This window comes from Amycolatopsis sp. YIM 10 (assembly GCF_009429145.1).
In the GTDB taxonomy this organism is placed as follows: Bacteria; Actinomycetota; Actinomycetes; order Mycobacteriales; family Pseudonocardiaceae; genus Amycolatopsis.
Window position 1 is genome coordinate 2,929,467 of record NZ_CP045480.1, and the last position, 23,218, is coordinate 2,952,684.

Annotated in this window: 23 protein-coding genes; 14 read left to right on the forward strand and 9 right to left on the reverse strand. The window is 69.7% G+C overall.

Annotation, left to right across the window (positions count from 1 at the left end; translation table 11 throughout):
• Positions 1–104: 104 nt before the first annotated feature.
• The 10 genes from YIM_RS14330 (at position 105) to YIM_RS14375 (ending at position 9,722) form a co-directional block, all read left to right on the forward strand.
• The gene (locus YIM_RS14330; RefSeq protein WP_194240148.1) at positions 105–1,697 is read left to right on the forward strand and encodes an FAD-binding protein; all 1,593 of its coding nucleotides are present in this window, start codon (positions 105–107) and stop codon (positions 1,695–1,697) included.
• Positions 1,698–1,707: 10 nt separating this feature from the next.
• Complete coding sequence (gene hsaA / locus YIM_RS14335) at positions 1,708–2,886, forward strand: 3-hydroxy-9,10-secoandrosta-1,3,5(10)-triene-9,17-dione monooxygenase oxygenase subunit (protein ID WP_153030838.1); 1,179 nt, start codon at positions 1,708–1,710, stop codon at positions 2,884–2,886.
• Between the two features lie 2 nt (positions 2,887–2,888).
• Positions 2,889–3,737 (forward strand): 4,5:9,10-diseco-3-hydroxy-5,9,17-trioxoandrosta-1(10),2-diene-4-oate hydrolase, encoded by an 849-nt coding sequence (gene hsaD, locus YIM_RS14340; RefSeq protein ID WP_194240149.1) that lies wholly within the window; start codon positions 2,889–2,891, stop codon positions 3,735–3,737.
• Positions 3,738–4,643: an iron-dependent extradiol dioxygenase HsaC gene (hsaC, locus tag YIM_RS14345; protein ID WP_153030840.1), complete on the forward strand. Its 906-nt coding sequence runs from the start codon at positions 3,738–3,740 to the stop codon at positions 4,641–4,643.
• Positions 4,640–5,185: a 3-hydroxy-9,10-secoandrosta-1,3,5(10)-triene-9,17-dione monooxygenase reductase subunit gene (hsaB, locus tag YIM_RS14350; RefSeq protein ID WP_153030841.1), complete on the forward strand. Its 546-nt coding sequence runs from the start codon at positions 4,640–4,642 to the stop codon at positions 5,183–5,185. The genes hsaC and hsaB overlap by 4 nt, the downstream gene beginning before the upstream one ends.
• Positions 5,186–5,354: 169 nt before the next feature.
• Positions 5,355–6,860: an amino acid adenylation domain-containing protein gene (locus YIM_RS14355; protein ID WP_153030842.1), complete on the forward strand. Its 1,506-nt coding sequence runs from the start codon at positions 5,355–5,357 to the stop codon at positions 6,858–6,860.
• On the forward strand, positions 6,857–8,053 hold the full coding sequence (locus YIM_RS14360; protein ID WP_153030843.1) for a hypothetical protein: 1,197 nt from the start codon (positions 6,857–6,859) through the stop codon (positions 8,051–8,053). Before YIM_RS14355 ends, YIM_RS14360 begins: the two co-directional genes overlap by 4 nt.
• A 1-nt stretch (position 8,054) precedes the next feature.
• Positions 8,055–8,852 carry an enoyl-CoA hydratase/isomerase family protein gene (locus tag YIM_RS14365; protein ID WP_228004717.1) on the forward strand — a complete coding sequence of 266 codons (798 nt, stop codon included), beginning with the start codon at positions 8,055–8,057 and terminating at the stop codon, positions 8,850–8,852.
• A 25-nt stretch (positions 8,853–8,877) separates the two neighbouring features.
• Positions 8,878–9,372, forward strand: a complete 495-nt coding sequence (locus tag YIM_RS14370; RefSeq protein WP_153030844.1) for a sigma-70 family RNA polymerase sigma factor — start codon at positions 8,878–8,880, stop codon at positions 9,370–9,372.
• A gap of 5 nt (positions 9,373–9,377) precedes the next feature.
• A complete protein-coding gene (locus YIM_RS14375) occupies positions 9,378–9,722 on the forward strand; it encodes an anti-sigma factor (RefSeq protein ID WP_228004718.1) in 345 nt (114 codons plus the stop codon).
• Positions 9,723–9,838: 116 nt separating this feature from the next.
• Here YIM_RS14375 and YIM_RS14380 read toward each other — a convergent pair whose 3' ends face one another.
• Complete coding sequence (locus YIM_RS14380) at positions 9,839–10,858, reverse strand: acyl-CoA desaturase (protein WP_153030845.1); 1,020 nt, start codon at positions 10,856–10,858, stop codon at positions 9,839–9,841.
• A 291-nt stretch (positions 10,859–11,149) separates the two neighbouring features.
• Here YIM_RS14380 and YIM_RS14385 point away from each other — a divergent pair, with 291 nt between their 5' ends.
• Positions 11,150–11,707 (forward strand): sugar O-acetyltransferase, encoded by a 558-nt coding sequence (locus YIM_RS14385; protein WP_153030846.1) that lies wholly within the window; start codon positions 11,150–11,152, stop codon positions 11,705–11,707.
• A 12-nt stretch (positions 11,708–11,719) separates the two neighbouring features.
• Here the strand turns inward: YIM_RS14385 and YIM_RS14390 are convergent, their stop codons facing one another.
• Entirely contained in the window at positions 11,720–12,517 is a 798-nt protein-coding gene (locus YIM_RS14390; RefSeq protein WP_153030847.1) for an alpha/beta fold hydrolase, read from the reverse strand.
• A 116-nt stretch (positions 12,518–12,633) separates the two neighbouring features.
• Here YIM_RS14390 and YIM_RS14395 point away from each other — a divergent pair, with 116 nt between their 5' ends.
• The gene (locus tag YIM_RS14395) at positions 12,634–13,089 is read left to right on the forward strand and encodes a pyridoxamine 5'-phosphate oxidase family protein (protein ID WP_153030848.1); all 456 of its coding nucleotides are present in this window, start codon (positions 12,634–12,636) and stop codon (positions 13,087–13,089) included.
• A 6-nt stretch (positions 13,090–13,095) separates the two neighbouring features.
• Here YIM_RS14395 and YIM_RS14400 read toward each other — a convergent pair whose 3' ends face one another.
• Positions 13,096–14,226 carry a steroid 3-ketoacyl-CoA thiolase gene (locus YIM_RS14400; RefSeq protein ID WP_153030849.1) on the reverse strand — a complete coding sequence of 377 codons (1,131 nt, stop codon included), beginning with the start codon at positions 14,224–14,226 and terminating at the stop codon, positions 13,096–13,098.
• A 237-nt stretch (positions 14,227–14,463) separates the two neighbouring features.
• Between YIM_RS14400 and YIM_RS14405 the strand changes: the two genes are divergently transcribed.
• Entirely contained in the window at positions 14,464–15,690 is a 1,227-nt protein-coding gene (locus YIM_RS14405; RefSeq protein ID WP_194240150.1) for a cytochrome P450, read from the forward strand.
• On the opposite strand, the gene YIM_RS14410 is transcribed toward YIM_RS14405, so the two are convergent.
• Genes YIM_RS14410 through YIM_RS14425 form a run of 4 tightly spaced genes read right to left on the reverse strand, consistent with a single transcriptional unit; the run spans position 15,669 to position 19,615 of the window.
• Entirely contained in the window at positions 15,669–16,403 is a 735-nt protein-coding gene (locus YIM_RS14410; protein ID WP_228004719.1) for a class I SAM-dependent methyltransferase, read from the reverse strand. The two genes, YIM_RS14405 and YIM_RS14410, sit on opposite strands and share 22 nt — an antisense overlap.
• Before the next feature lie 13 nt (positions 16,404–16,416).
• Entirely contained in the window at positions 16,417–17,589 is a 1,173-nt protein-coding gene (locus tag YIM_RS14415; RefSeq protein WP_153030850.1) for a thiolase domain-containing protein, read from the reverse strand.
• Position 17,590: 1 nt separating this feature from the next.
• A complete protein-coding gene (locus YIM_RS14420) occupies positions 17,591–18,646 on the reverse strand; it encodes a thiolase domain-containing protein (RefSeq protein WP_153030851.1) in 1,056 nt (351 codons plus the stop codon).
• Between the two features lie 12 nt (positions 18,647–18,658).
• Positions 18,659–19,615, reverse strand: coding sequence for a Zn-ribbon domain-containing OB-fold protein (locus YIM_RS14425; RefSeq protein ID WP_194240318.1), 957 nt, complete (start codon positions 19,613–19,615; stop codon positions 18,659–18,661).
• 131 nt (positions 19,616–19,746) lie between these two features.
• On the opposite strand from YIM_RS14425, the gene YIM_RS14430 reads away from it, so the two are divergent.
• On the forward strand, positions 19,747–21,282 hold the full coding sequence (locus YIM_RS14430; RefSeq protein ID WP_153030852.1) for an acyl-CoA synthetase: 1,536 nt from the start codon (positions 19,747–19,749) through the stop codon (positions 21,280–21,282).
• Here the strand turns inward: YIM_RS14430 and YIM_RS14435 are convergent.
• Both YIM_RS14435 and YIM_RS14440 read right to left on the reverse strand, forming a co-directional pair.
• On the reverse strand, positions 21,252–22,211 hold the full coding sequence (locus YIM_RS14435; protein ID WP_153030853.1) for a methyltransferase: 960 nt from the start codon (positions 22,209–22,211) through the stop codon (positions 21,252–21,254). The genes YIM_RS14430 and YIM_RS14435 overlap by 31 nt on opposite strands.
• 190 nt (positions 22,212–22,401) lie before the next feature.
• On the reverse strand, positions 22,402–23,193 hold the full coding sequence (locus tag YIM_RS14440) for a crotonase/enoyl-CoA hydratase family protein (protein WP_153030854.1): 792 nt from the start codon (positions 23,191–23,193) through the stop codon (positions 22,402–22,404).
• Positions 23,194–23,218: the final 25 nt, after the last annotated feature.

Genomic DNA, 23,218 nt, shown 5'->3' on the forward strand with positions numbered 1-23,218 from the left:
GAGCCTCCCGTGTTACTGGAACGCGTTATAGAAATGCGAACAGCTGGTCGCTGCACTATGGGTCACCATAGACGAGAACGTGTTTCAGTTCTAGGCTGCACGGGGTGAGCGGACCTGTGCAAGCCGATGTCGTGGTGGCCGGATTCGGGGCGGCGGGCGCGTGTGCCGCGCTGGCCGCCGCCGAAGCCGGGGCCGACGTGCTGGTGCTCGACCGGTTCTCCGGCGGTGGCGCGACGGCCATCAGCGGTGGCGTGGTCTACGCGGGTGGTGGCACCGCCCAGCAGCGGGACGCGGGTGTCAGCGACTCGGTGGACGCCATGTATGCCTACCTCCGCCTGGAGGCCGGGGACGTGGTGAGCGAGCGGACCCTGCGTGCTTTCTGCGAGGGCAGCGTGGAGATGATCCGCTGGCTGGAGGGGCACGGCGTGCCGTTCGAAGGCAGCCTGTGCCCGGAGAAGACGTCGTACCCCGGCAACCGGCACTACCTCTACTACTCCGGCAGCGAGGCTTCCGGCGCGTTCCGTGAGGTCGCCGCGCCCGCGCCGCGCGGGCATCGCGCCAAGGGGCGGGGAACCTCCGGAAAAGCCCTGTTCAAGCCGCTCGCGGCGGCGGTCCGCCGTCGCGCGAAGGTGCTGCCGCAGACCCGCGTGCGGAGGCTGGTCCAGTCGGGCGACGGCACGGTGACCGGACTGATCGCGACGACGCTGCGTGACGCGCCCGGCTGGGCGAAGACGCTCCACCGGGTGCTCGGCCAGTGGTCCGCGAAGCCCGGCATCTACGTGCCCGCGCTGCGGAAGCTGTTGAACCGCCGGGTAACGGCGATCGAGGAGCGGTTCGCGCGCGAGATCGAGATCTCCGCACGCAGCGTGATCCTCACCGCCGGTGGCTTCATCGCCAACCGGGACTGGGTGCGCGAGCACGCGCCCGCCTACCGGGGCGGCCTGCAGCTCGGCACCGCGGGTGACGACGGTTCGGGCATCGAGCTGGGCAGGCGGGCCGGCGGCGCGACCGCCGAACTGGGGCGCGTCTCGGCGTGGCGCTTCCTGACCCCGCCGAGCGCGTTCCTCGGCGGACTGCTGGTCAACGAGCGCGGGCAGCGGGTCATCGACGAGTCACGATACGGCGCGGCGGTGGGGGAGGAGCTGATCACCCGGCACGGCGGCCGGGGCTGGCTGCTGCTGGACGAGGAGCTGATCCGGCGGGCGAGGGCGCAGGGCGACCTCCAGTGGTTCCAGCGGTTGCAGACGTTGTACCTGCTCAAGCGCGGGCGGGTGACCGGCGGCTCGATCGCCGAGGTCGCGCGCCGCGCCGGGATCGATCCGGACGGGCTGGCCGAAACGGTGGCCGCCGCGGCGGCGATACCCGATCCGACGGGCAAGCCCGCCGACTTCGCGCACCGCCTCGGGGAACCGCCGTACTCGCTGGTCGACGTGTCGATCCGGCCGAGCCTGGCGTTCCCCTGCCCGATGCTCACCCTTGGCGGGCTGGTGGTGGACGAGGACAGCGGCCGGGTGCTCGGCGACGACCGGCGGCCCATTCCCGGCCTGTACGCCGCGGGCCGGACGGCGGTAGGAATCTGTTCTCGTTCCTACGTCAGTGGGCTGTCGCTGGCGGACTGCGTTTTCTCCGGCCGCCGTGCTGGGAACCACAGTGGGCGGACGCTGCGGGAACTCGACAAAAACGAGAACGTGTTCTAGTCTTGGCGCTATGACAGAGTCGAGTGTCGGCGGTGTGCTGGCCGGGGTTTCCGAGCTGCTTCCCGTGTTGCGGGAACGCGCACAGGAGACCGAGGACGCCCGCCGCATTCCCGAAGAGTCGATCAAGGCGCTGCAGGAGACCGGCTTCTTCAAGCTGCTGCAGCCCAAGCCGTACGGCGGCTACGAAGCCGACCCGGTTTCCTTCTACACCGCGGTGAAGCTGATCGCGAGCGCCTGCGGCTCCACCGGCTGGGTGGCCTCCATCCTCGGCGTGCACCCCTGGCACGTGGCGTTGTTCGACGCCAAGGCGCAGGAGGACGTGTGGGCCGACGACCACGAGGTCCGGCTGTCCTCCTCGTACGCCCCGATGGGCAAGGCGAAGGTGGTCGACGGGGGCTACCGGCTCAGCGGGCGCTGGAGCTTCTCCTCCGGGTGCGACCACGCCACCTGGGTGCTGCTGGGCGCGCCCGCCTTCGACGCCGACGGCAAGCCGGTGGACTTCTGCACCTACCTGTTGCCGATCGCCGACTACACCATCGAAGACGTCTGGGACACCGTCGGCCTGCGGGGCACCGGCAGCAACGACATCATCGTGGACGACGTGTTCGTCCCGGCGCACCGGGCACTGAGCTTCATGGCCACCTCGAAGTGCCGGACCCCCGGCCAGGCGGTCAATCCCGGCCCGCTGTACCGGCTGCCCTACGGCTCGGTGCACCCGTCCACCATCACCGCGCCGATCATCGGCATGGCACAGGGCGCCTACGACGCGCACGTGGAGTTTCAGCGCAAGCGGGTGCGTGCCGCCTACGCCGGTGAGCAGTCCAAAGAGGACCCGTTCGCCAAGGTGCGGATCGCCGAAGCGGCCAGCGAGATCGACGCGGCTTGGCTCCAGCTGACGCACAACATCGACGAGCTGTACCAGCTGGCGTGCGCGGGGGAGAAGCTCCCGTTCGCCACCCGGTTGCGGGTCCGCCGCGACCAGGTGCGCGGTACCGAGCGCGCGATCTTCGCGATCGACCGGCTCTTCGAGAACTCCGGCGGCCGCGCACTGCAGACCGGCACGCCGATCCAGCGGTTCTGGCGGGACGCGCACGCGGGCCGGGTGCACGCGGCGAACGATCCCGAACGCGCGTACACGATGTTCGGCACCGGCGAGTTCGGGCTCCCGGTGGAAAACGGGATGGTGTGACGGTGACCGAAGGCCAGTACGCCCAGGTGACGCCGGAACTCCGGCTGCACTACCACGAAACCGGTGCCGAGCACGAGGAAACGGTGATCCTGCTGCACGGCGGCGGGCCGGGTGCCTCGGCGTGGAGCAACTTCGGCCGCAACCTGCCGGTGTTCGGCAAGGCCTTCCGCGCCATCGCGGTGGACCAGCCGGGGTTCGGCCGGTCGGACAAGCCGACCGAGCACCCGCAGTACTTCAAGCACAGCGCCGATGCCGTGGTCGCGCTGATGGACAAGCTCGGCATCGAGCGCGCGCACCTGGTCGGCAACTCGCTCGGTGGTGGCGCGGCGGTCCGGCTCGCGCTGGACCACGGTGGACGCGCGGGCCGGCTGGTGCTGATGGGGCCGGGCGGGCTGAGCGTGAACCTGTTCGCGCCGGATCCGACCGAGGGCGTCGGCAAGCTGGCCGCGTTCGGCGCGAAGCCCAGCCGGGAGAACATGGAAGCCTTTCTCCGGGTGATGGTGTTCGACCAGTCGCTGATCACCGACGAGCTGATCGACGAGCGGTTCGCGCTGGCGAGCGCGCCCGAGTCGCTGGCGGCGATGCGCGCGATGGGTGCCTCGTTCATGCGGCCGGACAGTTACGAGCAGGGCATGCTCTGGCGTGACGTGCACCGCCTGCGTCAGCGGGTGCTGTTGATCTGGGGCCGCGAGGACCGGGTGAACCCGCTCGACGGCGCGTTGGTGGCGTTGAAGAACATTCCGCGCGCGCAGCTGCACGTGTTCGGCCGCTGCGGGCACTGGGCGCAGCTGGAGAAGTTCGACGAGTTCAACCGGCTCGCCATCGAATTCCTCGGTGGAGGTGTGGGGTAAATGGGCATCCGGTCGCTGGGATATCTGCGCATCGAGGCCACCGATCTGGCGGCCTGGCGTGAGTACGGGCTCAAGGTGCTCGGCATGGTCGAGGGCAAGGGCGCCGATCCCGACGCGCTTTATCTGCGGATGGACGATTTCCCGGCGCGGCTGGTGATCGTGCCGGGGGAGGCCGACCGGCTCGCGCAGGCGGGCTGGGAGGTGGCCAACGCCGCGGAGCTGGAGGAGGTCCGCCGGAGCCTGGCCGCGCACGAGGTGCCGTTCAAGGAGGGCACCGCCGAGCAGCTGGCCGACCGGCACGTGGTGGAGATGATCACCTTCGACGACCCGTCCGGCAACACGCTCGAGGTCTTCCACGGCATCGCGTTGCAGCACCGGCGCGTGGTGAGCCCGTACGGGCACCGGTTCGTCACCGAGGAGCAGGGGCTCGGGCACGTCGTACTGTCCACTCACGACGACGCCGCGGCGCTGACCTTCTACCGCGACGTGCTGGGGTTCCGGCTGCGCGACTCGATGCGGTTGCCGCCGCAGTTCGTCGGCAGGCCCGCCGACGGGGAACCGGCCTGGCTGCGGTTCTTCGGCTGCAACCCGCGTCACCACAGCCTGGCGTTCCTGCCGATGCCGGTGCCGAGCGGGATCGTGCACCTGATGGTCGAGGTGGAGAACACCGACGACGTGGGGTTGTGCCTGGACCGCGCCCTGCGGCGGAAAGTGCCGATGTCGGCGACGCTGGGCAGGCACGTCAACGACCTGATGCTGTCGTTCTACATGAAGACGCCCGGCGGCTTCGACATCGAGTTCGGCTGCGAGGGCAGGCAGGTCGACGACGAAAACTGGATGGCGCGCGAGAGCACCGCGGTTTCCTTGTGGGGTCACGACTTCTCGATCGGGGCGCAGCAGCAGTGACCGCGACGGCGGCGATCGACGCGGCGCGCTTCCGCGCGGTACTGGGGCACTTCTGCACCGGTGTCGCGGTGGTGACCGGGCACGACGGCACCTCGCCGGTCGGGTTCGCCTGCCAGTCCTTCGCCGCCCTCTCGCTCGACCCGCCGCTGGTGTTGTTCTGCCCGGCGAAAACCTCCGGTTCGTGGCCGGTGATCGAACGCAGCGGCTCGTTCGCGGTCAACGTGCTCTCGGAGGAACAGCAGGAACTCAGCGCGGTGTTCGGGGCGCGGGGCGTGGACAAGTTCGCCACTGTGGACTGGTACGCCGGTCCCTCGGGTTCGCCGGTCCTGCGGGGTGCCCTGACCTGGCTGGACTGCGACGTGGAAACCGTGCACGAGGCGGGTGATCACTACGTGGTGATCGGCCGGGTGCGCGCACTGGGCGCCGAATCCCCGGACCACGGCTCACCGCTGCTGTTCTACCGGGGCCGGTACGCGGCCACGCGCCCGCGCACCGAGGTCGAGCGGTTGTTCAGCTGGCCCCGCCCCGACGACTGGCTGTGACCGGGGGTCCCGGCTGGAGTAGTGATTAACCCAAACGCCCGGCATTAAGCGGGGCAAGTGGATCAGTCCTGCCCGAAAACGGAAGATCCCCCGGATGCGTTGAACGCACGGCACGTCTGTCTCGTTCAGAACAGTTGACTCGACAGACCGCCTGGAAGGCGCATCCATCGTGACAGCATCGTTTCAACTTGCCGCGTTGAGAAGATTGACTCCCGTCGACCGGATTTTATTTCAGCGTTATTGTTCCGGCGCCACGGCCACCCCTCCGTTCAGCCGTATCCACCACGCCATCGAAGCTCAGGCAGCCCGGCGACCAGGCGCGATCGCCGCGGAGCACCTCGGATCCGGCCTGACCTACCGGGAACTGGACCAGCGCGCCGAACACCTCGCCGCGCTGCTGATCGACCTCGGTGTCCGGCCCGGTGACCGGGTCGGCCTGTTTCTCACCCGTTCCCTTTCCATGGTTGTCGGAATACTGGCCGTACTCAAAGCCGGTGCCGCCTATGTGCCGCAGGACGTTCGAATAACACCGTCACAAATGCTGAAACACATTGTCGGCACGGCGGGTATCCGAGTCGTGCTGACCACCACCGCGCACGAACTGCCCCCGGACCTGGGAACGGTCGTCGCGATCGACTCCGTGCCCGGCACGGCCCCGGTCCGGACGGCCCGGCCGGGCGGTGACGGGGCGATGGTGATCTTCACCTCCGGCACCACCGGAACACCGAACGGCGTCCAGGTCACCCACGCCAACCTGTGCAACGTGCTGCTCACCGCACCCGGGTCACTGGGCATCGGGCCGGGTGACCGGGTCGGGCAACTGCTGAACATCGCCTTCGACATGGCCGCCTGGGAGATCCTGGGGACCTTGTCGAACGGGGGAACGCTGGTCATCCGGGGTGAGGAGATATCACGGGCGGCCGAGACGCTGAACGTCATCATCGCGACGCCCAGCGTCCTGTCCACGTTGACGCCGTCGCGGTGCCCGGACGTGCACACCGTGGCGGTGGCGGGTGAGCGCTGCCCTTCGTCGCTGGCGGACACCTGGTCCCGGCACGCGAGGTTCCACAACTCGTGTGGCCCGACGGAGGTCACGATCGTCAACACCGTGCAGCGGTACGCCGGGACGCTGACCATCGGCAGGCCGATCCCCAACACCACGGTGTACATCCTGGACGAGAACCGCCGGCCGTGCCCGATCGGCGAGGTCGGCGAAATGTGGGCGGGCGGCGCGTGCGTGACGGCCGGCTACCTGGGAAACGACGCGCTGACCGCGGAACGGTACCGGCCCGACCCGTTTCTCGGCGGAGCCGCCCGGATGTTCCGGACCCGCGATCTGGGCAGGTGGACACCGGACGGGGAGCTGGAACACCACGGCCGGACCGACGACCAGGTGAAGGTGCGCGGGTTCCGGGTCGAACTGGACGCGGTCACCTCGGTATTGGAGCGAACCGCCGGTTGCGCACGGGCTTCCACCGTGGTGCACGAAGGCAGGCTGATCGGCTTCGTCACCCCCGCGACGGTGTCGCCGGAGCTCGCGCGCCGGCAGGTCGCCGAACGGCTGCCCTACTACTGCCTGCCGTCGCTGATCGTGCCGATGGACAGGTTGCCGGTGACCGATCGCGGCAAGGTCGACCGGCGCGCCCTGGTGTCCCGTTGGGAAACCGTGGCATGACGGACACCCAGCTCGCGCTCCGGCCGTCCGGGCGGTCGTGGCGCGCCAGGCTCAAACGCCGCCCGTACACCCATCACAACCGGCTCGCCGCCGCGGTCATCCTCCTGAACCTCGTCGCCATCCCGTTCGCCGAAGCCTCGACGATGGTGCTGGCCAACTTCGCCCTCGCGGTACTCGTCCGCCAGCAGTACGTCATCAACCTGCTGTTCCGGCTGGCGACGAGCGTGCCGAAGCACTGGCCGCTCCGCGTCCGCTGGACCATGGGCAAGGTCTACCACTTCGGCGGCTCGCACGTCGGCGCCTCGCTCTGCGCCACCGCCTGGTTCCCGTTCACCGCCCCGTCGCTGGTACTGACCTGGGTCATCGTGGGGCTGCTCGTCGCGATGATCGTCCTGGCCCTGCCTTCGTGGCGAGCCCGTCACCACGACTGGTTCGAGCGTTCGCACCGGTTCGGTGGCTGGGCCGTGCTCGCCCTGTTCGCGGTGCACGCGGCGCTGGTCGGCGGCCCGGCGAGCCTGCTGGTCCTGCTGGTCGTCGTGGTCAGCGTGGCCCTGCCATGGCTGCGGCTGCGGCGCGTTCCGGTCCGGATCGTCCGGCCGTCACGGCACGTCGCGCTCGTGTGGTTCGACCACGGGGTCACGCCGTTCGCCGGGTCGTCCACCTCGGTGAGCCGGAATCCGTTGCTGGAGTGGCATTCGTTCGCCAACGTCCCCACTCCCGGCCGGACCGGGTTCCGGCTGACCATCTCCCGGGCGGGCGACTGGACCGGCTCGCTCATCGACGACCTGCCGGAACACCTCTGGGTCAAGGGAATCCCGACCGCGGGCGTCGGCAACATCGACAAACTGTTCCGCAAGGTGGTGTGGGTCGCGACCGGGAGCGGGATCGGGCCCTGCCTGCCCCACCTGCTCTCCGGCGAGACACCGGCGCTACTGGTCTGGTCGGCGCGGCGCCCCCGGCACACCTACGGCGACGCACTCGTCGACGAGATCCTCGGTGTGCAACCCGACGCGATCGTCTGGGACACCGAAAGCAGTGGTAAGCCCGACCTGGTCGCACTGGCCTTCCAGGCTTACCAGTCCTCCGGTGCCGAGGCCGTCATCTGCATCTCCAACAAGAAGACCACCTGGCAGGTCGTCGAAGAGCTGGAAACGCGTGGTATTCCCGCTTTCGGCGCGATATGGGATTCGTGAGGTGAGCACTGTGGACATTGTGGACACTGTGGACTACGAGACGCTCGACATCCGGGAGACCGGCGGCATCGTCACCCTGACCATCACCCGCCCATCGGCTCGTAACGCGTTGTCCCGGCGCGTGCTCGGCGAACTCCGGGACTTCCTCGGCGACGCGACCAAGCCGATGATCCTGACCGCCGCGCCGGGGCCCGCTTTTGTCGCGGGCGCGGACATCCGCGAGATGGCGACCATGACCCCGGACGAGGGCGAGGAGTTCGGCAGGCTCGGCGGAGCCGTGATGGACCTGCTGGAGCGAGTTCCGGCACCGGTGGTCGCCTGCGTGGACGGTTACGCCCTCGGCGGTGGGTGCGAACTGGCCATGGCGGCCGATTTCGTCTACGCCACCCGCAAGGCCAGATTCGGCCAGCCCGAGGTGCTGCTCGGCCTGATCCCCGGCTTCGGCGGCTGCGTCCGGCTGCAACGGCTCGTCGGCCCGGGGCGGGCCCGCGAGCTGATCTACTCCGGACGACAGGTGGACGCGGTCGAGGCGGACCGGATCGGGCTGGTCAACCGGATCTTCGACAGCCGGGAAGAGATGCTCGCCGCCGCACACGTCACCCTCGCCGGGATCGCGGCGAACTCGTCCTCCGCGGTCGCGCTGTGCAAGACCGCGATCAACACCGCGCGCGGGCAGGAAATCCACAAAGGACTGGACGGCGAGCTGGCGGCGTTCCGGACGGCGTTCACCACGCCGGACATGCGCGAAGGCACGGCGGCGTTCCTCGCCAAGCGCGAACCGAAGTTCCAGCGGGCGTAGGGGGTGCGTCATCAAGGACGGTCAGATGGCGCTGCTGTGCGCCCTGCACGACGAGAACGCCATACCCCTGCAGCGTTACGTGCGACACCTCACCGGCGACGAGCAGCTGGCCCAGGACGTCGTGCAGGAGACCCTGCTGCGGGCGTGGAAGAACCGGCACATCCTGGAGGAGGAAGTGGCCGCGGCACGGGCGTGGCTTTATACCGTGGCACGCAATCTTGTCATCGACCACCGCCGCAGCGCTCGCGCCAGGCTCGAGATCGGCGCCGAATGCGTACCGGAGGGCACCCGCTCCGACCCGACGGATTCGGCGCTGGACTCGTGGCTGGTGGCCGACGCGCTCTCCGAGTTGACGCGGGATCACCGGGCGGTGCTGGTCCGGGCCTACTACCTCGGGCATTCGGTCGCCGAACTGGCCGCTTCGATGGAGGTGCCACCCGGCACCGTCCGCTCCCGGCTCCACTACGGCCTCCGCGCGCTCCGGCTCGCGCTGCAGAAGAGAGGAGTGACCGGACCTTGAGAACCGTGGCGGACCCGTACCGTGAATGGGATGTCGCCTACATGCTGGGTTCGCTCTCCCCGGCCGAGCGGAGGGAGTACGAGCTGCACCTGAGCGGGTGCGAGGGCTGCGCGAGCGAGGTCACCGCCCTGGCGGGCCTGCCGGGGATCATGTCCGCGGTACCCCGCGAACAAGCCGCCGGACTGCTGGCGGAAGACCACCCCGTCCAGCCCGCGATGCCGCCCGCGTCACGCGTCTCCGGCCGCCGCGGGTGGACTGTGACGGCGCTGGCCGGCGCCGCGATCCTGGTCGCGATGGTGCTCCGTCGTCGTGGCCGTGCCGTCCGGCGTCAGGCAGCCGGAACCAAGTAATCCCCAAACCTGTTCGACAACCTGGTATTCGGTGCTCCAACCTGGGAGCGCTCCAATCCAGGTGAGCGCAATGGATGTGGCTTCCAGGAAGCCACATCCATTGCGCTGCCCGGGGATCAGCGGCGGAGCGGGGAACCCGCTTCGTGCAGGTGGCGCAGGGCTTGCGCGTACGAGTCGATGAGGCCGGTTTCGTGGTACGGGACACCGATTTCGGCGCAGTAGTCCCGGACGATGGGCTGGGCGCGCCGCAGGTGCGGGGTCGGCATGCTCGGGAACAGGTGGTGCTCGATCTGGTAGTTCAGCCCGCCCATCGCGGTGTCGACGAACCAGTTGCCCCGCACGTTGCGCGAGGTGAGCACCTGGCGACGCAGGAAGTCAGGGCGGTTGTCGCCGGTCAAAGTCGGCATTCCCTTGTGGTTCGGCGCGAAGATCGATCCCATGTAGACACCCCAGAGCCCTTGGTGCACGGCGATGAACAGTAGCGCCTTCACCGGCGACAGCACCAGGAACACCGCGCCCAGGTACAGCGCGAAGTGGGTGAACAGCAGCCCGGCCTCCAGGCCGCGTCGCTTGAGGCCCGGCTTCAGCACCGCGCGGACGCCCGACCAGTGCAGGTTCAGGCCCTCCAGGGTGAGCAGCGGGAAGAACAGGAAGGCCTGGTACCGGCCGATGAACCGCGGAACGCCGCGGCTGGCCCTGGCCTGGTCCTTCGACCACACCAGGACGTCCGGGTCGACGTCGGGATCGAGTTCCTCGTGGTTCGGGTTCGCGTGGTGGCGGGTGTGCTTGTCCATCCACCAGCCGTAGCTCATGCCGATGCCGAGATTGCCCGCCAGCCGCCCGGCCACCTCGCTCGGCCGCCGAGTGCGGAACACCTGCCGGTGCGCGAGATCGTGCGAGAGCAACGCGATCTGGCCGAACAGCACGGCCAGCGCCACCGCGGCGAACAGCGTGGCCCACGAGTCGCCGAGCCAGGCGAAGGTGGCCCACGCACCGGCGAACAGCGTGGTCACCACGCCGATGCGCAGTGCGTAGTAGCCAGGACGCCGGTCCAGCAGGCCGGCCTGGTTGATCCGCCGTGACAGCCGGGCGAAATCGCTTCCGGTCTCCGCGGCGATGAGAGGCTGTGTGGTCACGCGTCGAGTCTGTTGATCGCGAGCGCGCCCCGGTAGCCGGTGCGCACCCGGGGCCGGGGTGGGGCTGTCCCTACCCGCCCTGATCTAGCCAATGTTTTGAAAGGTTGCTTGGCGGTGCGGGTAGCGGAACCTCAGGCGTCTTCTCGCTCCGGGATCTCCACCTCATGAATAACCGATTCACCACGGTGAAGCTGTCCTCGCGAGAAGACGACTGAGAACCCGCGGCGGTGCGGGCTGACGGCCCACAGCAAGCGGCTCCGCCGCTTATAAAACACTGACTAGCCTCGCGGTATGGGTGAACACAAGGAGCGCATGCTGCGCGGTGAGCTGTACCGCGACAACGACCCGGAGCTGGTCGCCGAGCGTCATCGCGCGCAGCGGTTGTGCGCCGAGTTCAACGCGACCGAGCCGGACGCGACCGGCCGCCGGGACGAGCTGCTGCGCGACCTGCTCGGCAAGTTCGGCGACGGCTCGTGGATCATGCCGCGCTTCCAGTGCGACTACGGCTACCTGATCGAGATCGGCGCCAACTCGTTCCTCAACTACGACGCGATCCTGCTGGACTGCGCCCCGATCCGGATCGGTGACGACGTGTCCATCGGGCCGCGCGCGCAGTTGCTGACCGCGCTGCACCCGATGGAGGACCACGAGGCGCGGCGACAGCGGTGGGAGAGCGCCGCGCCGATCACCATCGGGAACAACGTCTGGTTCGGCGGCGGGGTCACCGTGTGCGCGGGCGTGACCGTCGGCGACGACACCGTGGTCGGCGCGGGAAGCGTGGTCACCAGGGACCTGCCGTCCAGGGTGTTCGCCGCGGGCAACCCGGCGCGGGTGATTCGCCCGCTGTGACTCGGTGGCCGCTCAGGAGGGCAGGTCTGCCAGCAGTTCCCGCAGTGCCGCTTCGAAGCCCCTCGGATTGCGCTGGGGGGCCAGGTGCGCGCCCGGCACCTCGGCGAAGGGCTGGCCCAGTTCCAGCGCAAGCGTTTTCGCCGGCCGGTAGTGGTAGTAGCCGCGGCTGTCCCGGCCCGCGGTGGGGGTGATCTCCACCCGGGACCGGCGCAGCGCCACCAGGTCCGGTTCGTAGTCGTAGAACTCGCGGATCTCCCTGGTGAACAACCGGATCCACTCCTGCTCGTTCGGCAGGCGCACCATCTTCAGCTCCGGCAGCCCCGCCCCGGCCAGCGAGCTGACGAACTGGGTGAACGCCCCGACCAGATCACCCCGCTCGCACGCGACGACCTGCGCCTCGGCGAAGGCCAGCCACTCCTCGGCGTCCGGCAGCAGGTGGATCAGCGGCGGCTCGTGGGCGATCAGCCCGGTCACCACGTCGGGGTGCCGCGCGGCCAGGTCCAGCCCGATCAGCGCGCCCGCGCTGGTGCCGAACACGGTGGCCTTGCCCAGCCCGGCGTGCTCGATGACCGCGCGCGCGTCGTCGGCCTGCAGGCTCACCGGGACCGGCCCGGTGGTTTTGTCCGTGCTGCGGAAGTGCCCGCGCCTGTCGTAGGTGATGACGGTGTAGTCGCTGCTCAGCCGCTTGCCGAGGGCGCGGTAGCTGTTCGCCGCGCCCAGCCCGCCCGCGATCATCAGCAGTGGCGGGCCGTCCCCGGTGGCTTCGACCTGTAGCTCACCGTCGACGACCGGGCACCGCTCCGAGATCATGCCCGGAAGTCAAGCACATCAACGGGTACCCGGGCGCCGAAGGATCCGCGGTGGGTGAAAAACCCGCGCCCGAAACCATGACAGGTTCTGTCGGGGTTTGGGGAGACCCTGGGGGCATGACAGGTTCCTGGAAGCAGTTCGAAACCGAGGCGCCCGAACTGGCGAAGCGCGTGCACGCGCGGTTCACCGCGGAGAAGTCGCACGTCCTGGCCACGCTCCGGCGCGACGGCTCACCACGCGTGAGCGGCAGCGAGGTCGAGTTCCGCGACGGTGAACTCGTGCTCGGCTCGATGCTCGACGCGATGAAGGCCCGCGACCTGCGGCGCGACGGCCGGTGCGCGATCCACGCCTATCCCGGCGACCCGGAGAACGGCGGCGACGTGAAGGTGTCGGGCGTGGCCGAGGAACTCCCCGGCGGCGAGGACGCGCACCTGTTCCGGGTCGCGCTGACCGATGTGGTCCTCACCTGGGTGGAGGACAACGCGCTGAAGGTGGAGACGTGGTGGCCGGGCCGCCCCCGCGTTCGCTTCGAACGCCCGGAGAACGGCCCCGCCATCCGCTACGAGCTGTAGCCGGCGCTACAGGCGCTCCAGGATCGTCGCGGTGGACATGGCTCCGCCGGCGCACATGGTGACCAGTGCGGTGGAGCCGTCCCGGCGTTCGAGTTCGTGCAGGGCGCTGGTCAGCAGGCGCGCCCCGGTGCTGCCGACCGGGTGCCCCAGCGCGATCGCGCCACCGTTGACGTTGACGCGGTCCGGGTCGGGCTGGTGCACCCGCTGCCACGACAGCACCACCGACGCGAACGCCTCGTTCACCTCGAAGACGTCCGGGTCACCGATGGTCATGCCCGCGCGGTCGAGCACGCGCGCGGTGGCCTGGATCGGGCCGTCGAGGTGGTAGTACGGTTCGGCGCCGACCAGTGCCTGCGCCCGGATGCGCGCCCGCGGGCGGAGCCCGAGCGCCCGCGCGCGGGCGGCGTCCATGATCAGCAGGGCGGCCGCGCCGTCGGAGATCTGCGACGAGTTGCCCGCGGTGTGCACCCCGCCTTCGAGAACTGGTTTCAGCCCGGCGAGCGCCTCCACGGAGGTGTCGCGCAGGCCCTCGTCCCGGTTCACCAGTTCGTCGGAGGTCTTGACCGGCACCACTTCGCGCTCGAACCGGCCGTCCGCCCACGCGGCAGCGGCCTTGCGCTGTGAGTCGGCGCCGAACGCGTCCACCTCCTCGCGCGTGATGCCCCGGCGCACCGCGATCCGTTCGGCCGCACCGAACTGGTTCGGCATGTCGATCGCCCACGAGTCGGGTTTCGGCTTGCCGACGTCGGTGCCGATGTTCGCGCCGAGCGGCACGCGGGACATCGACTCCACGCCGCAGGCCACCCCGGCCTCGATCGCCCCGGCCGCGACCAGTCCCGCGATCAGGTGCGCGGCCTGCTGCGCCGAACCGCACTGCGCGTCGATCGTGGTGGCACCGCAGCCCTGCGGGAGCCCGGCGTGCAGCCACGCGGTGCGCGTGACGTTCCCGGCCTGCTCGCCCGCCTGGGTCACCGCGCCGCCGATCACCTGCTCGACCAGGTCCGGTTCGATCCCGGCGCGCTCGAGCACCGCCTGCTGGGCCACCCCCAGCAGTTCGGCGGCGTGCAGCCCGGACAGCCGGCCGCGCCGCCTGCCGATCGGGGTGCGCGCCGCCGCCACGATCACCGGTTCCGGCATGGGCCGCTCCTCTCGTCACCTGTGCCAAAAGTAGAACACGTTCTTATTTTAGGCAAGCGTCCGGCTGGTCAACCGCCGATCGGGTCCTATTTGGCGGCCAAGTCGGCCACCAGTGGTTCGCTGACTCCGGTCCGCGAGTTAACAGGTTTCACTAGAAGCTCTTCACCTGACGGGAGAGCTGTGCTTCAATCGCGAAATAGAACGCGTTTCACTGCCGATTTCGCGCTGGAGGCAACCGTGGCCGCTCCCGGGATCCCCGCTGGTTTCGATTTCACGGATCCGGATCTGTACGCCGAGAGAGTGCCACTGGAGGAGTTCGCGGCACTCCGGCGGACCGCGCCGGTCTGGTGGAACGCGCAGCCCCACAACCTGGCCGGCTTCTCCGACGACGGCTACTGGGTCGTGAGCAAGCTCGAGGACGTCAAGACGGTTTCCCGCAACGACAAGGTGTTCTCCTCACGGGAGAAGACCGCGATCATCCGCTTCGACGAGTCGATCACCCAGGAGACCATCGAGGCGAACCGCCTGGTGCTGCTGAACATGGACGCCCCGCAGCACACCAAGCTGCGGCGGATCGTGCAGAAGGGCTTCACCCCGCGGTCGATCGCGAAGCTGGAGGACGCGCTGCGCGAGCGTGCCCAGCGGATCGCCGCCGAAGCGAAGAAGAAGGGCTCCGGCGACTTCGTCACCGACGTGGCCTGCGAGCTGCCGCTGCAGGCGATCGCCGAGCTGATCGGCATTCCGCAGCAGGACCGGCTCAAGATCTTCGACTGGTCCAACCAGATGGTCGCCTACGACGACCCCGAGTACGAGATCGAGCCGATCGCCGCCTCCGCCGAGCTGATCGGTTACGCCTGGAACATGGCCGAGGACCGGCGCAAGTGCCCGATGGACGACATCGTCACCAAGCTCATCCACGCCGACGTCGACGGTGAATCACTGGCGTCGGACGAGTTCGGCTTCTTTGTGCTGCTGCTCGCGGTGGCGGGCAACGAAACCACGCGCAACGCCATCACGCACGGCATGAAGGCCTTTCTCGACCACCCCGAGCAGTGGGAGATCTTCCGTGAGCAGCGGCCGAACACCGCGCCGGACGAGATCGTGCGCTGGGCGACGCCGGTGACCGCCTTCCAGCGGACCGCGATGGAGGACACCGAACTCGGCGGCCGGCAGATCCGCAAGGGCGATCGTGTCGGCCTGTTCTACGGTTCGGCGAACTTCGATCCGGACGCCTTCGACGAGCCGGAGAAGTTCGACATCCTGCGCCAGGACAACCCGCACGTCGGCTTCGGCGGCACCGGAGCCCACTACTGCATCGGGGCCAACCTGGCGCGGCTGGAGATCGACCTGATCTTCAAGGCGATCGCCGACGAGATGCCGGGCATCCGCGAACTGGCCCCGCCGGTGCGGTTGCGGTCGGGCTGGCTGAACGCCATCAAGCACTACGAGGTCGCGTACGACTGACCGCGCTTCGTCAGCCGGAAGGCGAGGAACGCCGGTGCCTCGCTCAGCTGCGCGTAGTTCTCCGGGTAGTGCTGCGCCATCTGCTCGTCCGGCTTGGGTTCCACCAGTTCGTCGATGACGAATCCGGCCGCGGAGAACTCCGCGCAGACCGCGGACAGGGGCTGGCGCCAGTAACTCACGCGCCAGCCCTTTGTCCACGTCTCGGTGATCAGCTCGGTCTGGAAGTAGTCACCGCCGGTGCGCAGCCAGTCCCAGGTGGGGTGCCCGGTGGAGACCAGCAGCCTGCCCTCCGGCTTGAGCACGCGGTGCAACTCCCGCAGCGCGGGCACGCGGTCGTCGAGGTGGTGGATGGCCAGCGCGAACAGTGCCGCGTCGAACGTGCCGCCGGGCAGCCAGTCGAACGGGTCGTGCAGGTCGTGCACCCGGAATTCCGCCGACGGAACGCGTGCCTTCGCCAGTTCCACCATGCGCGGGCTCTGGTCCATACCGGTCACCTCGGCGCCGCGGGAGACCAGCTCGCCGGCGTACAGGCCGGGGCCGCAGGCGGCGTCGAGCACCTTGGCCCCGCGCACGTCGCCGAGCAGGGCGAGCATGGTCGGCCGGTCGTAGAGCGCGTTGAACGCACCGCTTTCGGCGTGCTCGGCGAACTCGTCCGCGAACACCTCGTACTGCGGCTCCCGTCCGATCCTGCCCGTATTGCGCTCCTCGGTCACGTAGGCAGGTTAGTCACCCCGGTTTGCGCGAGCCCACCACCCACATGGAGAAATATTGCGAGCCGCCGCCGTAGGCGTGGCCGAGTGCGATCCGCGCGCCGTCGACCTGGTGGTCCCCGGCCCGGCCCATCACCTGGCGGGCCGCTTCGGCGAAGCGCAGCATGCCCGACGCGCCGATCGGGTTGGACGAAAGGACCCCACCGGAGGGGTTCACCGGCAACCGGCCACCGATCGCGGTTTCCCCGGCCTCGGTCAGCTTCCAGCCAGCCCCGGCTTCGGCGAAGCCCAGGTTCTCCAGCCACATCGGCTCGAACCAGGAGAACGGCACGTAGATCTCCGCGGCGTCCACTTCAGACAGTGGGTCGGTGATGCCCGCGTCGCGCCACAGCGCCGCCGCCGCGTCCCGGCCCGCCTGCGGGCTGACCTGGTCGCGGCCGGCGAAGGTGGTCGGCTCGGTGCGCATCGCGGTCGCGTGGATCCAGGCGGCGCCACCGGGCACCGCGTCCCCGGCGGCCTCGTCGCCGATCACCATGGCGCAGGCACCGTCGGAGGACGGGCAGGTCTCGTCGTAGCGGATCGGGTCCCACAGCATCTTCGACGCCCGCACCGATTCCACCGTGATGTCCGGCTGCCGCAGGTGCGCGTGCGGGTTGAGCGCGCCGTTGCGGCGGTCCTTCGCCGCCACCATCGCGCCGACCACCTCCGGCGCGCCGGACCGCCGGATGTAGGAGCGCACGTGCGGCGCGAAGTACCCGCCCGCCCCGGCGCCCACCGGCATCTGGAACGGCGGCACGATGGACAGTCCCCACATCGCGTTGGACTCGGACTGCTTCTCGAAGGCCACGGTGAGCACCCGCCGGTGCACGCCCGACTGCACCAGGCTGGCGGCCACCAGTGCGGTCGAACCACCCACCGAGCCGGCGGTGTGCACGCGCAGCAGTGGCTTGCCGTTCGCGCCGAGCGAGTCGGCCAGGAACAGCTCGGGCATCATCACGCCCTCGAACAGGTCCGGGGCCTTGCCCAGCACCACCGCGTCGATGTCGTCCCAGCCGACCTCGGCGTCGGTCATCGCGCGGTCGATCGCCTCGCGCAGCAGGCCGGGCATGGACACGTCGGTGCGCTTGGCGCGGTGGTGCGTCTGCCCGGTGCCGAGCACCGCGGCCAGTTGCTTGGACTGGGTGGTCATGTCAGTCCCGCCTTTCCAGCACGGCGACCAGGTTCTGTTGCAGCGCGGGCCCGCTGGTGGCGTGCGCGAGGGTGCGGCGGGCGGTGCCGGCGAGGATGCGCTTGGCCGCCTCGCCGATCCTGGCCAGCCCGGCGGCGAACATCGGGTTCCCGGTGAGCACCCCGCCGGACGGGTTGATCCGGACGTCGTCGCCGAGGCCGAGCTCGCGGCGGAGGATGAGTTCCTGGTGGGTGAACGGTGCGTGCAGTTCCGCCACCTCCACCCCGTCGGTCCCGGCCGCCCGGCCCGCGGCCGCGGTGCTGGGGGAGCGGGTCAGGTCGCGGCCGCCGAGTTCGGGTGAGTCCACCCGGTGCTCGATCCCGGTGATCACCGCCGGTCGTTCGACCAGCTCGCGGGCGCGGTCCTCGGCGGCCAGCACGATCACCGCGGCGCCGTCGGTGATCGGCGCGATGTCGTGACGCCGCAACGGATCGGCCACCATCGGCGAGTCCAGCAGCTCGGCCACCCCGGCGGAACCGGAGAACTGGGCGAACGGGTTGTCCGCCGCGTCCGCGCGGCTGCGCACGGCGACCTCCGCCAGGTCCTTTTCGGACCAGAGGCCCGCGTCGAGCCCGGCCCTGGCCTGTAGCGCGGCGATGCTGACCGAGTCTGGCCACAGCGGCGCGGTGAAGTACGGGTCGAGCTGGAGCGCGAGCACCCGGCGCAGCTGCCCGGCCGAAGACTTGCCGAAGCCGTAGACGAGCGCGGTGTCCACCTCGCCCATCCGGATCTTCAGCCAGGCCTCGTAGAGCGCCCACGCCGCGTCCATCTCCACGTGTGACTCGTGGATCGGCGGGAAGGCGCCGATCGCGTCCACCGCGGCGATGAACGAGAACGCGCGGCCGGCCAGGTAGTCCGAGGAACCCGAGCACCAGAACCCGATGTCCTGTTTGGACAGACCGGTCTGCTGGTAGGCGTCGGCGAGCAGCGGCACCAGCATCTCCACCCCGTTGGTGGTGCCCGGGGTCTCCCGCACGTTCGGTGCCTGGGCGAAGCCGATCACGGCGACATCTGGCATGTTTGTGCGTCCCTACAGGTGGTGGGCGAAGGATTCGTACGGCGCGTCCGGTTCCCCGGTCGGCTCGAAGTGCGCGATGTTCTCCAGCGAGGTGGTCCACTCCTCGCGTGGCCGCCACGACGCGCGCACGCGCATGCCCATCCGCACGTCGGCCGCGTCGCAGCCGAGGATCAGGTGCAGGAAGGCGATGTCGGCGCCGTCGATGAGGATGTAGGCGGTGACGTACGGCGGTTTGATGCGCTGGCCGAGGAACGGCACGTTCACCACGCAGAAGGTGGTGATGATGCCGGTGTCGGGCAGTTCCACCTCGTCGGTGGTCGGCACGCCGTCGGTCGGGCAGGCACCGCGCGGGGGCAGGTAGACCTTGTGGCACACCGGGCAGCGCTGGCCGAGCAGCTTGCCCTGCGCCAGTCCGCGCAGGTACCGGCTTTCCTCCGGGGAGGCGGAATGCCGGTATTTCAGGTGCACCGGCGTGATCACCACGCTGACCGGATCGCCCTCCTCGCGCTCGGCCACCGGCGGCGGATCGGCCGTCGGCCCGGCGTCGGGCTCCTCGGTTTCGACGGGGCGGAAGTAGGCGATGTCGCGGATGTGCCCGACGGTTTTGCCGGCCCAGCGGACCGCCACCCGCATCCCGGTGCTCATGTGCTCCGGGCCGGGCACGTCCACCGCGTGCAGCATCGCGGTGTCGGCGCCGTCGAGCTGGATCAGCGCCCACGCGAACGGGCGCGACAACGGCTGCCCGTCCAGCGGTTCGGCCATCCAGGTCCACGACTTGACCGTGCCTTCGGTGCCGACCTCGACGAACTCGGTCAGCGCTTCGGCGGTCTGCGGGTCGTACTCGACCGGCGGCACGTGGACGCGGCCGTCGCTGCCCCGGACACCTTCGATCCGGTGTGCGGCGAGACCGTTGACGAACCTGCCCAGTACCGGGCCGACCGAACGGGTGTAGTCGAACCCGATGTTCATCGGGGCCGACAGCGGGGCTTCACGCAGGGACGGCTGAGTCACGAGCAGAAGTGAAACACGTTCTCGAAATCTCGGCAACGGGCGCTCGCCAACACTTGCCCGGAAGTGGAACACGTTCTAGATTCGGGGGTATGAGCCTGGGCCTGTGGACTATCGCCGCCGCCGAAGCCGACCGCACGGCGGTGATCGAACCGGACGGTACCGAGGTCACCTACGGCGAGCTGGCCGCCAAGGCCAACGCCTACGCGAACGGCCTGCGTGAACTGGGGCTCGGCACCGGCGACGTGATCGTCGTGCTGCAGCCCAACGGGGCCGAGCTGGTGGCCGCCCACTTCGCCGCGATCCAGACCGGCCTGTACATCGTGGTGGTGAACTGGCACCTGGTCGGTCCCGAGGTCGCCTACATCCTCAACGACAGCGGCGCCAAGGCGTTCCTCGCGCACGAGCGGTTCGCCGACGTCGCGGTGGCGGCAGCCGACGAAGCGGGCATTCCCGCCGAAGCGCGTTTCGCGGTCGGTTCGGTCAAGGGCTTCCGCGCGATCGACGAGCTGGCCGGGTCGACCGAACGGCCCGAGCCGCGCACCTCCGGCTCGCCGATGCTCTACACCTCCGGCACCACCGGGCGGCCCAAGGGCGTGCGCCGTCCCCTGACCGGCGCCGACCCCGACCAGGTGCCCGCCGCCTCCACCTGGTTCTTCGGCATCTTCGGGCTGAAACCCGGTGACGGGCACGTGCACCTGTGCGGTTCGCCGCTGTACCACACCGCGGTGCTCAACTTCGTGGCGATCTCCTTGCAGCTGGGCCATTCCGCGGTGCTGATGGACCGCTGGGACCCGGCCGAGATGCTGCGCCTGATCGAGCGGTACCGGGTGACGCACAGCCACATGGTGCCGACCCAGTTCCGGCGGCTGCTCGCCCTGCCGGACCGTGAGCGCTACGACGTCTCGTCGCTGCGGTGCATGATCCACGGCGCGGCCCCGTGCCCGCCGGAGGTCAAGCGGCAGATGCTGGACTGGTGGGGCCCGGTGGTCACCGAGTACTACGCGGCCACCGAGGGCGGCGGCACCGCGATCAACGGCGAGGAATGGCTGCGCAAGCCGGGTTCGGTGGGCAGGCCGTGGCCGGGTTCGACGATCAAGGTGCTCGACGAGGACGGCAAGGAGCTGCCCGCCGGCGAGATCGGCACCGTCTACATGCGCATGGGCGACTCGAAGTTCGAGTACCACAAGGACAAGGAGAAGACCGAGCGCGCGCGGGTCGGCGACCTGTTCACCCTCGGCGACGTCGGGCACCTCGACGAGGACGGGTACCTGTACCTGCACGACCGGCGCAACGACATGATCATCTCCGGTGGGGTGAACATCTACCCGGCCGAGATCGAGGGCGAGCTGGTGATGCACCCGAAGGTGGCCGACGTGGCCGTGTTCGGCGTGCCGCACGACGACTGGGGTGAGGAGATCAAAGCCGTCGTGCAGCCCGCCGAAGGCGTCTCCGGCGACTCGGCGCTGACCACCGAGCTGCTGGAGTTCGCCGCTTCCCGGCTGGCGAAGTTCAAGCTGCCGAAGAGCGTGGATTACCTGCCGGAGTTGCCGCGCGACCCGAACGGCAAGCTGTACAAGCGAAAGCTGCGCGATCCCTACTGGGCCGGTCGCGAGCGCGCGATCTGAAGCCGCCAGAGCGAGGTGATCTCGTCCGCGCGGGCTCTTTTGTGCCTGGGCCGGGTGTCCAGCCGGTCCACCACGCGCAGGCCCGCCTGATCGATGCGTTGCTGTAGTTCCTCGCGCGTTCGCAGGCCGAGGTGCTCGGCCAGGTCGGAGAGGACGAGCCAGCCCTCGCCGCCCGGGGTCAGGTGGTCCGGGAGCCGGGCGAGGAACCGGTCGAGCATGTCGGTGTCGAAGATCGCCAGCTCCAGCTCGGAATGCGCGCGGCCGGGCACCCACGGTGGATTGCACACGACCAGGTCCGCTCGTCCCGGTGGGAAAAGATCGCACTCCAGCACTTCGACGTCGTGGCCGAGGCGTTCGAGGTTCTCGCGGGCGCACGCGCAGGCACGCGGGTTGACGTCGGTGGCGACGACCTTCGTGGCACCCCGGCGGGCGAGGAGCGCGGCGAGCACGCCGGTACCGGTGCCGATGTCGAACGCGGTGAACTTCTCCGGAACGGGTGCCTGGACGACCAGGTCCAGGTACTCCTGGCGGATCGGCGCGAAAACCCCGTAGTGCGGATGGATCTTCGCGCCCAGAGCCGGGACCTCGATGCCCTTGACCCGCCATTCGTGCGCGCCGATGACCCCGAGCAGCTCACGCAGAGGCACCGCCGTCGGCCCGGTTGCCGGGCCGAACGCTTCCAGGCACGCCGAACGCACATCCGGGGCGCGGCGCAGCGGCACGGTGTAGTCGGCTTCGAGCGGGATGAGCAGCATTTTCAGCAACGGCACACTGCTCGTGCGGCGGCCGAGCGCCTGCAGCAGCTGGCGGGCGCCGTGAAAATCGCCTTGCCACAGCACCGGGCGGCCGCGGCGGAAGTGGCGTAGCGCGATGTCGGCGCGCAGGGTGTCGTCCGCGAGGAAGGCGCTCGCGGGAGGTTCGGAAAGCACGTTGGCTCCTCGTGATCAGACGTGGCTGTGAAAACACGCAGATCACTTCGGCGCGCGGGGCGTCCTCGGGTCAGCTGCTCCGGCGCCGAAGTGGGAGCCGGACGTCACCCAGAACCATACCCATGTTCATGCCGGAACCGTCGCACGCGGGGAGCCGGGGGAGCAACCGGATTATCGCGACGGCAGAGGGTCAGCGGCCCTTGAACTCCGGGCGCCGCTTCTCGGCGAAGGCCCGCGGGCCCTCCTTGGCGTCCTCGCTGGTGAAGACCGCCGCCCCGAGCTGGGACTCGATCTTGAACGCCTCTTCCTCCGGCATGCCCTCGGTGTCGCGGATGGTGCGAAGGATGGCCTGCACCGCGAGCGGCCCGTTCGCCGCGATCACGTCGGCCGTCTCCAGCGCCGCCTCCAGCGCGGTCCCGTCCGGCACCACGCGCCCGATCAGCCCGATTTCCTTGGCTTCAGCCGCCTTCAGGTGACGCCCGGTCAGCAGGATTTCCGCGGCCACGGTGTACGGGATCTGCCGCGGCAGCCGGACCGCCGAGCCGCCCATCGGGAACAGGCCCCAGCGTGCCTCGGACACGCCGAACTTCGCGCTCTCCCCGGCGATCCGGATGTCGGTGGCCTGCAGGATCTCGGTCCCGCCCGCGATGGCGGGCCCCTCCACCGCGGCGATCAGCGGCTTGCTCAGCCGCCGCCCCTTGAGCAGGCCGGGGATCCGGCTCGGGTCCCAGGTGCCGCGCTGGTAGGCGTCACCGGGGGAGTTGCGCGCCATCGACTTGAGGTCCGCGCCGGCGCAGAACGCGTTACCGGCCCCGGTCAGCACACAGCAGCGGATGCTCTCGTCGGCGTCGACCCGGTCCCAGGCCTCGGTCATGATCGCCATCATTTCGCCGGTGATCGCGTTGCGCGCGGCGGGGCGGTTCATCGTGACGACCAGGGTGTGGCCGCGCTGCTCGACCAGTGCGTGGGGGGTCTCGGTCATGCGGTGTCCTCCAGTCGGCGGCCTG